We start from the raw sequence: 7,359 nt of genomic DNA on the forward strand, positions 1-7,359 counted from the left end.
ATTTAGCCGTTTTTTACAAAGAATCTTTAAAACCCTTTGCTCTTAACCATAGATGACCCTTTACTTTTTTTATAGATAATAGAGATCGGTTATACGTTTGTTCGTTTCTTTTTCATTGTACTAAAAAGCAAATGTCATTTGAAAGAGCAACGCAAAAAAGATAAAGCTTTGTCGCTTCACCTATTTTGTACATGTTCGTTTTGTTAATGGTTTGGTTGATCTCGGGTTTATATATTGGCTGAGTTCTTTGGTTTGACTGGTTTGATTAGTCAGTTAGTAATTTAATCTGGCTGTATAATCACAAGCTTCCCCTCCAATAAGAAACAAAAGTAGATTCATTATATTCATATGAGAGGGTGCGATTGTCCTATTCCTACATGTTTATTTCTTCTTATCATTAAAAAACTTGAAGTTCTCCAATTCTCTTCATAGCTTCTTCCAACACTTCTTCTTCACTTAACAGACCGATGCGAACGTATCCTTCACCATATTTACCAAAACCAATGCCAGGAGCGACGACGACTCTTGCTTTCTCTATAAGGAGGTCGGCAAAGGATTCTGATGTATAGCCTTCTGGAACAGGAAACCATGCGAAGAAAGATCCTTTTGGAGCCTGAACTTTCCAACCAATGTTTTCCGCTGCAGTAACAAGGGCTTTTCTTCGTTTTTCATACATATCTACTAGTTGAACAACACTTGATTGATCCGAATTGAGAGCGTAAGCAGCGGCTTCTTGAATCCCCCCAAAAATACTACAATAATAATGCTCTTGAATAAGTTCAATTGCTTTTACAACACTTGGATTCCCAACGACGAAACCGACTCTCCAGCCAGCCATATTATAGGTTTTTGAAAGGGTCAACATCTCCACTCCAACTTCTTTAGAACCTGGAATTTGAAGAAAACTGAGTGGCTTTTCTCCATCAAACCCAATCGCTCCATAGGCAAAATCATGGACGACACACACATCGTGTTCATTTGCTAATTGAATCGTTTCTTTAAAGAGTTCTGGTGTCGCTACTGCTCCTGTAGGATTATTCGGGTAATTTAAAAACATCAGCTTTGCCGTTTGCCACGTCTCTTTATTAATTTCTGAAAAGTCGGGATGGAAATTTTGTTCTGCTCGAAGCGGCATCCCATGTATTCTAGCTCCAGCTAATGCAATACCAGACCAGTAATCAGGGTACCCTGGGTCTGGTACTAAAGCTACATCCCCTTCATTCAATAAACATTGACTGATCTCGACAAGACCTGTTTTGGTGCCAGCAAGAACTGCCACTTCGCTATTGGGATCAATTTCCACCCCATGCTCTTTTTGATAATAATTAGCAACCGCCTCTTTTAAAAATGAGTATCCAGCAAAAGGAGGGTACTTATAGTAAAGTGGATTGTTTGCTGTGTCTTGTAATTTTTCGACAATCGGTTTAGGAGTAGGTTGGTCTGGATTTCCTTGTCCTAGGTTAATGACATCATCATGTTGCTCTTTAGCTTTTATTACCTTTTTTACAAGTTTCGAGAAAAATTGTTCAGGTAAACGTTGTAATGCATCTGACTGTGGAAATATTTTCATCTCGTTGCCACCTCTTTTATTTCATTAAGAAAAAACGGTGCTAGCCATCTTTTTCTTAGAAGCAATGAAGCCGCTACTTCTACGACAAATGGGTTTCTTGACGTGCTAAGCGCAGCGTGTATTTTAAAAGAAAGAGCCCTTTTCAAACCATGAAAAAGGACTCGTGTTAAATCAAGCATTAAGTGTGTATCCAAAAGAGCCTGAAAAAACTCGTTTGGCTACTCTCCTCTTAGTTAAGCCCTAGTTAGAATGATCTATTAAATGTTATGTTCACACTTTTATTTTCAAAGCTTAATTGAAGAAAAACGTTATGTCAATCTTGTTTTTCACTTCAAGAATCCTTGCTTCTTTATAAAACTTCCTACTTGTGGTCGCTTCGGTGTAGAAAGAAAAGCAGCCATTTGTTCAGACCATGTTTCTGATCGTTTTCCTTGGGTTCGTTCATGATAATATTGCTTCATGAGGAGATCATATTCCGTAATGGCTTCGTCTATTTTCGTTTGATCGTACTGCTCATAATGAACAACCGCTTCATGAGGTAAACGCGGTTTTTGATCAGGGTTTTGCGCTGGATAACCTAGGCATAGACCCATGACAGGGAATGTGAATTCTGGGAGCTCCAAAAGCGTAGAAACCGCTTCAGAATCATTCCTAATACCACCTATCATTACTCCCCCAAGACCAAACGAACGTGCTGCCAATAGCATATTTTGAGCAACAAGTGCCGCATCAACAGCTCCTACAATGACTTGTTCTTGCTCACCTACTTCAAATGTTTGCTGATGTTTGTCGCTCGCTTGCTTCAGTCGATAATAATCAGCACAGATAACAAAAAATACAGGGCATGTTTCTACATAGGTTTGATTGCCAGCTAACTTGGCAAGCTTTTCTTTTTTTTCTTTATCCTTCACCACAATAATACTGTATGCTTGAACATGGTGTGATGTAGGGGCCCATCTTCCTGCCTCAACAATCGTTTCCACTTGTATGCTAGTTAGTTGTTCGTCCGAAAATTTCCGAATAGAACGATGGCTATTTATTAACTCAATAATTGAATTTGTTTCCATAATAGATGCCTCCTTTTTATTTAGTGTACAAGAAGATTTCTTACATCTCAATTAAAACAAAGAACTGAATTTCAGTTGCAGGACAACTAGTTATATCTTACAATTTTAATTGAAGGGAGGTTTTTATGAATAAACGTTCTGCACCCATACAAGAAACGGAGCGAATTTCTTCGTTAGATATGATGAGGGGTTTTGCCCTTTTTGGTATTCTATTGGCAAATAGTTTACATTTTCAATATGGCTTATTCTTAATTCCTGACATTCATCATTTCTACCCTCTTGGCACACTAGATAAAGGGGCTGAGATGTTCATTCAGCTTTTTGCTACCTCAAGTTTTTATACCTTATTCTCATTTCTCTTTGGATATGGTATGGCCTCTTTAAAAGAACGGCTTGAACAGCAACAACTTCCTTTTGGAACTTTATATTGGCGTCGCACTCTTATATTACTAGTAGTAGGTTTAATCCATGGACTTTTCATTTGGGATGGAGATATTCTCTTTACCTATGCCCTCACCGCTTTTGTCCTTTTTTTCTTCTTGAAACTAAAAGAAAGAGGACTTCTCATCTGGTCGATCGTCTTGTTATTTATCATGGCACTTTCCATCGCCGTACCTGAGGATGATTCAACGACCTTTGATGAGCAACTATTGCACTATTCAATAGCAGAAAAGGAAACGCTTAGTTTGAAAAGTTACCCTGACGTTGTTCAATTTCGACTGTTCAGTGATCCACTTGGGTTAGGCTTAATTGGCGATATGATTATTCATGCATCGGCTATCATCAGCGTTTTAGGCATGTTCTTGCTAGGTGCTTTTGTTGCACGAAAAAAATGGCTTGTACATCCTTTACAATATCGATCGCTGCTTTTTCGTGTTTGGTGGATTACATTACTAATTGGATTCCCAAGTAAAATAATTTATTTATTTAACGATAGCTACACGTATGAAATGCTACATACAACGGTAGGTGGCCCACTTGTTGCGATGTTTTATGCTTCAAGTATCGCACTGCTTGCTTCATCAGCGAGACAGAGTAACATTCTTTATGCATTTACGTATGTAGGGCGACTCTCTTTAACGAATTACTTACTGCAATCCTTGGTTTTCACTACTATATTTTATGGTTACGGGTTTAATCTCTTTGGACGCATCGGAATTTTCACTGGATTACTTCTTTGTTTTTCCTTCTTTACCATTCAAGTTCTAGCGAGCAAGTGGTGGTTAAACCGCTTTTACATCGGTCCATTTGAATGGGGATGGAGAGCTGGGACGTACTTACGTTTACCTAAATTACGCCGATAACATGCCCCATCGAAAAAGGTTACCTAAAGCTTATATACACTTCGAAACAAAAATGTTACTAGAGAATGATTTAATAAATTAATTTCCACCTATAAAAACAGCAACAGATTTCTCCGTTGCTGTTTGACTTCACCTATTACTCAATTACAGCATCTACTTCGGCAATCTTATCCTATGTTGCTGTTAAACCACCAATAGTAATATACCAGTAGACAGGATCTAAATAAACAATCTTGCCATTTTGATAAGCTTGAGTCGTTTTCACTACTTCATTTTCTACTGTTTGTTGTCCTGATGATTCACCACCAACAATGGTGCCTCTATCTACAACAAATAAATATTTAGGATCTTTTTCGGCAATATATTCAAATGAAATATTCTGACCATGGTTAGATACTTCAATCGTCTCATCAATAGCAGCTACTCCAAATTCATGGAATATCCATGTCATAAATTTCCTTGCCATGTAAAACATGACAATCGTCTTCCCGTGTTCATTTACCATTTTTCGTAGAACTTTCGTAATTTGGCGGTGGCTCTCCTTTCCCTTCTTCCGGATTTCATACGCCTTAAACCCCTAAACGTAACCCAGAACTCCTCTTATAATACAAATCTCCAAAAATCAGATGAGCCATTAACACAATAATTGGTAGAGTAATAATCGTACGTTCGAGAAAAATAATGACGAAAGCGAAGAATGATTTCGGTAACTTAGAAGCTAGCAACAGTCCACCGACCTCTGACATGTAACTAAGTTGAGAAACTGATACACAAACGATTGCAAACTTTGTAAATTCACTTTCAATACCACTACCGATTACAGCAGGTAAAAACATATCACATTATAAAATAGTTTTCTATAATTTCACATTATCGAAAACTATTTTTTTGCAAAGGATTTGTCTAAGAAACCTGCAATATTACTGTTTCGGCTTTTCAAGCTTACTTTTTTGAAAAAAATCCTTTCAAAGCAAATGAAACATTTTGAGGCCTTTCTGCCAACCGTCTCATAAAATAACCATACCAATCTTCTCCAAAAGGTACATACACCCGCATCGTATAGCCTTCTGCGGCAATTTCCTCTTGTAGCTCTGTCCGAAAACCATAAAGCATTTGAAATTCAAACTGAGACTTAGGGATTTGATTCTTTTCGCAAAACTTTTTTACTTTTTCAATGACTTGATGATCATGGGTTGCAATCGCAGTATAACTGCCATTCAACAAATGTTGTTTAATGATAGCTAAATAGTTTTTATCAATTTTTTCTTTTGATTGAATGGCTACGTCTGCTGACTCCTTATAAGCTCCTTTTACTAAACGCAGTGAAATCCCTTTTAACTCTTCTAAGTCTTTCGCAGCGCAATAAAGATATGCTTGTATGACCGTTCCAACATTTTCATATTTCTTTCTTAACTCTTCTAGAATTTCTAATGTTTGATGATAGTGTGAATAATCTTCCATATCAATTCTAACGAAATTATTTGCTTTTTTAGCGACTTTAAGAATTCGATGCATATTATCTATACAAAGTTGACGATCAATATCGAGACCTAATTGTGTTAATTTCAAAGATAAATTGCAATTTACTCCAGTTGCCGATATCGCTTCAAGGGTATCGATGCAAACTTGTGTTGATTCCGCTGCCTCTTCTTTATTCAAGACAAACTCACCTAAATGATCAACTGTACATACTAATCCCTTATCATTCAAATGCTTAACCACTTTCATGACACTATCAATTGAAACTCCGGCAACCACTTGGGCCGCTCCGAGTTTCAATCCCCACTTTTTTGCTCCTTTGTTTAACATTTTATTTTTTGACATATAGAGAAAGAAATTTTTGGAAAGCTTTTCAACCATCACAAATCCCTCCCTTTAGCATTAAAGTTGCTCAGTTAGTAATTTCACTTGAGTAAACAAAAGAAGGTAGTCTGGTCCGCCCGCTTTTGAATCTGTTCCTGACATATTGAATCCTCCAAAAGGATGATAACCAACAATGGATCCGGTACATCCACGGTTAAAATAAAGATTTCCCACATGGAAGTCTTCTTTTGCTTTTTCAATATGCTCACGATTATTTGTGATCACAGCGCCTATTAGCCCATAATCTGTGTTATTGGCAATCTCTAACGCGTGATTAAAGTCTTTCGCTTTACAGAAGGCTACAACAGGCCCGAAGATCTCTTCTTTCATCAGTCTTGCGTTTTGATCTACACCAGCAATAATCGTAGGTTCAATGAAGTACCCTGTAGCGTTTTCTCCTTTCCCGCCTGAAACTAATGTGCCCTCTTCTTTCCCAATTTCAATGTAGTTCATCACTTTGTCAAACGCAGCTTGATCATTAACCGGCCCCATATTCGTGTTTTCAGCAGGATTCCCTACCTTTAATTTTTTTGTTAAGGCGATAGCTTTCTCTAATACTTCATCATATACATCTTCATGAATAACTGCTCGTGAACAAGCAGAACATTTTTGCCCTGAGAAGCCCAATACAGACTTAACAATCGATTCTGCAGCTAAATCAAGATCAGCTTGATTATCAACAACGATGGTGTCTTTGCCTCCCATTTCAGCTACAACACGCTTTAACCAAATTTATCCTTCGTGCACTTTTGCAGCGCGCTCGTATATGCGAACCCCTACTTCTCTTGACCCTGTAAAACTAATAAAACGAGTTTTAGGATGATCAACTAGATAGTCTCCCACTTCACTCCCGCTTCCTGGAATGAAGTTAACAACTCCTGCAGGTAAACCAGCTTCTTCTAATACTTCAATGAACTTCGCCGCAATAACCGGTGTTGTACTTGCTGGTTTTAGCAATACTGTATTCCCAGATACTAAAGCAGCAGACGTCATACCTGCCATAATCGCAAATGCAAAGTTCCATGGAGAAATCACAACTCCTACACCAAGAGGAATGTACGCAAGTCTATTTTCTCGATAGGACGACTTTCAATATAGGATAGCCTTTCTTCAATTCAATCATTTGACGTGCGTAATACTCTAAGAAATCAATCGCTTCTGCTGTGTCTGCATCTGCTTCATTCCAAGGTTTTCCTGCTTCATAAACAAGGTAAGCTGAAAACTCATGCTTACGACAACGAACGATAGCTGCCGCTTTAAATAAAATATCTGCACGAACTTCAGGATCCCACTTTTTCCATGTCTTAAAAGTTTCAACCGCCACTTGCATCGCTTTTTCAGCTAATTCTTGATTTGCCATAGAAACAGTTCCTACTACTTCTGAAATATTTGATGGATTAACAGATACGATCTTTTTTTCGGTTGAGAGTAAGCCCGAATTATAAAAAATAAGCGCACCTTACCGGTACGCATGACAAATAGCCGTATATCACGACTTTTTTAATCGAATATACGGCTTATTTTATTTTCTGTTACATGTTTCTTGGATCTTTTT

At 37.7% G+C, this 7,359-nt stretch carries 6 protein-coding genes and 2 pseudogenes; 1 reads left to right on the top strand and 7 read right to left on the bottom strand.

Annotation, left to right across the window (positions count from 1 at the left end; genetic code table 11):
* Window positions 1–397: 397 nt before the first annotated feature.
* The 3 genes from LDX58_RS16540 to nfsA all read right to left on the bottom strand — a co-directional run bounded on the left by LDX58_RS16540 (window position 398) and on the right by nfsA (window position 2,637).
* Window positions 398–1,570: a pyridoxal phosphate-dependent aminotransferase gene (locus LDX58_RS16540; RefSeq protein WP_227937925.1), complete on the bottom strand. Its 1,173-nt coding sequence runs from the start codon at window positions 1,568–1,570 to the stop codon at window positions 398–400.
* A complete protein-coding gene (locus tag LDX58_RS16545) occupies window positions 1,567–1,749 on the bottom strand; it encodes a hypothetical protein (RefSeq protein WP_227937926.1) in 183 nt (60 codons plus the stop codon). The genes LDX58_RS16540 and LDX58_RS16545 overlap by 4 nt, the downstream gene beginning before the upstream one ends.
* Window positions 1,750–1,896: 147 nt before the next feature.
* Window positions 1,897–2,637 carry an oxygen-insensitive NADPH nitroreductase gene (nfsA, locus tag LDX58_RS16550; RefSeq protein WP_227937927.1) on the bottom strand — a complete coding sequence of 247 codons (741 nt, stop codon included), beginning with the start codon at window positions 2,635–2,637 and terminating at the stop codon, window positions 1,897–1,899.
* A gap of 125 nt (window positions 2,638–2,762) precedes the next feature.
* Between nfsA and LDX58_RS16555 the strand changes: the two genes are divergently transcribed.
* On the top strand, window positions 2,763–3,941 hold the full coding sequence (locus tag LDX58_RS16555) for a DUF418 domain-containing protein (protein ID WP_227937928.1): 1,179 nt from the start codon (window positions 2,763–2,765) through the stop codon (window positions 3,939–3,941).
* Between the two features lie 172 nt (window positions 3,942–4,113).
* Here LDX58_RS16555 and LDX58_RS16560 read toward each other — a convergent pair whose 3' ends face one another.
* The 4 genes and pseudogenes from LDX58_RS16560 to pruA form a co-directional block, all read right to left on the bottom strand.
* Complete coding sequence (locus LDX58_RS16560; protein ID WP_504753065.1) at window positions 4,114–4,500, bottom strand: ABC transporter substrate-binding protein; 387 nt, start codon at window positions 4,498–4,500, stop codon at window positions 4,114–4,116.
* A 10-nt stretch (window positions 4,501–4,510) separates the two neighbouring features.
* A pseudogene (locus LDX58_RS16565) lies at window positions 4,511–4,780 on the bottom strand (hypothetical protein); the annotation flags it as partial.
* Window positions 4,781–4,883: 103 nt separating this feature from the next.
* The gene (locus tag LDX58_RS16570; RefSeq protein WP_227937930.1) at window positions 4,884–5,801 is read right to left on the bottom strand and encodes a proline dehydrogenase family protein; all 918 of its coding nucleotides are present in this window, start codon (window positions 5,799–5,801) and stop codon (window positions 4,884–4,886) included.
* Between the two features lie 21 nt (window positions 5,802–5,822).
* Window positions 5,823–7,233 (bottom strand): annotated as a pseudogene (gene pruA, locus LDX58_RS16575) (L-glutamate gamma-semialdehyde dehydrogenase); the annotation flags it as partial.
* Window positions 7,234–7,359: the final 126 nt, after the last annotated feature.

The organism is Alkalihalobacillus deserti, assembly GCF_020734105.1.
GTDB classification, from domain to species: domain Bacteria; phylum Bacillota; class Bacilli; order Bacillales; family Bacillaceae_D; genus Halalkalibacter; species Halalkalibacter deserti.

Excerpts from the sequence above, each read along its gene's own strand:
- LDX58_RS16555 (WP_227937928.1), top strand. The coding sequence starts at position 2,763 with ATGAATAAACGTTCTGCACCCATACAAGAAACGGAGCGAATTTCTTCG.
- LDX58_RS16545 (WP_227937926.1), bottom strand. The coding sequence starts at position 1,749 with ATGCTTGATTTAACACGAGTCCTTTTTCATGGTTTGAAAAGGGCTCTT.
- LDX58_RS16570 (WP_227937930.1), bottom strand. The coding sequence starts at position 5,801 with ATGGTTGAAAAGCTTTCCAAAAATTTCTTTCTCTATATGTCAAAAAAT.
- LDX58_RS16540 (WP_227937925.1), bottom strand. The coding sequence starts at position 1,570 with ATGAAAATATTTCCACAGTCAGATGCATTACAACGTTTACCTGAACAA.
- nfsA (WP_227937927.1), bottom strand. The coding sequence starts at position 2,637 with ATGGAAACAAATTCAATTATTGAGTTAATAAATAGCCATCGTTCTATT.